General features: G+C 73.8%; 1 protein-coding gene. It reads left to right on the top strand.

Annotated elements, in window-relative coordinates:
• The first annotated feature begins 83 nt into the window (after positions 1-83).
• The gene (locus G3I65_RS26415) at positions 84-1,298 is read left to right on the top strand and encodes a DNA polymerase IV (protein WP_160698504.1); all 1,215 of its coding nucleotides are present in this window, start codon (positions 84-86) and stop codon (positions 1,296-1,298) included.
• Positions 1,299-1,334: the final 36 nt, after the last annotated feature.

Raw genomic sequence — 1,334 nt, 5'->3', positions numbered from 1 at the left:
GTCGCGGCCGGCGTGCTCCGGAATTGTCGGTGGTGGCCGGTAGCGTCGGCGGTGTGGGGCGAAATGCTGAACTGCCGGGCGGGATGGCCCGGTTCCGCGTCCGGCCGGGGCAGCCGGCGCCGGACGACGCCGGCTGCGGGCTGCTGCACGTCGACATGGACGCGTTCTTCGTATCGGTCGAGCTGCGCACCCGCCCGGAGCTGGCGGACAAACCGGTCGTCGTCTCCGGCGGCGGCCCCCGCGCGGTCGTGGCGGCGGCGAACTACCCGGCGCGCAGGTTCGGCGTCCGGTCGGCGATGCCGTTCTCGACCGCCAAGCGGCTCTGTCCGCAGCTGATCAACATCCCGCCGACGTCGGGGCTCTACGGCGAGGTCTCGCGCGGGGTGATGGGGATCTTCCGCGAGCTGACGCCGCTGGTCGAGCCGCTGAGCCTGGACGAGGCGTTCCTGGACGTCAGCGGGGCGCTGCGCCGCCTGGGCGCTACACCGGCTTCCTTGGGGGAGCAGATCCGCGCGCGGGTCCAGGCCGAGCACGGGATCACGTGCTCGGTCGGGGTGGCGAAGGTCAAGTTCGTGGCGAAGCTGGCGTCGGGCATGGCGAAGCCGGACGGCATGGTCGTCGTCCCGGCGGCGGAGACCCTGGACTTCCTGCACCCGCTGCCGGTCTCGGCGTTGTGGGGCGTCGGCGCGCGCACCGAAGAACACCTGAGGCGCCTCGGCCTGGACACGATCGCGGACGTGGCGGCGTTTCCGCCGGAGCGCTTGAAGAAGTCACTGGGAACGGCGGTCGGCGAGCACCTGTACCGGCTGGCGCACGGCGTCGACGAGCGCGCGGTGGTGGTCGACTCGCCGGAGAAGTCGATCGGCGCCGAGCACACCTTCGACGTCGACCGCCACGACCGGGCCGAACTGGGCCGTGAGCTGCTGCGCCTGGCGTCCCGGGTAGGGGCGACGCTGCGGGCGCGGGGCGTGCGCGGCCGGACAGTGTCGATCAAGGTGCGCTTCGCGGACTTCCGGACGATCACCCGAGCCCGCACGCTGGTGTCGGCGACCGACGTGGCCCGCGAGATCCACGCGGTCGCGGTGGCGTTGCTGGCGGAGCACGCCCCGACGGGCGCGGTCCGGCTGATCGGGGTCCGGGTGGAGGGCCTCGACACGGGGGAGGTGGGGGAGCAGCTGCTGTTCGACTCACCGGCCCCCCGCTGGCGCGACGCCGAGGTGGCGGCGGACGTGGCGAGGTCCAAGTTCGGCTCGGCGGCGGTGCGGCCGGCGTCGTTGCTGGCGCCGAAGGAGCGGTGAGGGGTGGGTGACCCCGCGGGTGGGGCGCGGCTTCGC

Source organism: Amycolatopsis sp. SID8362 (assembly GCF_010550475.1).
Lineage (GTDB): Bacteria > Actinomycetota > Actinomycetes > Mycobacteriales > Pseudonocardiaceae > Amycolatopsis > Amycolatopsis eburnea.
The sequence above is the reverse complement of the archived record's forward strand: the minus strand, read 5'-3'. Positions and strand labels throughout refer to the sequence as shown.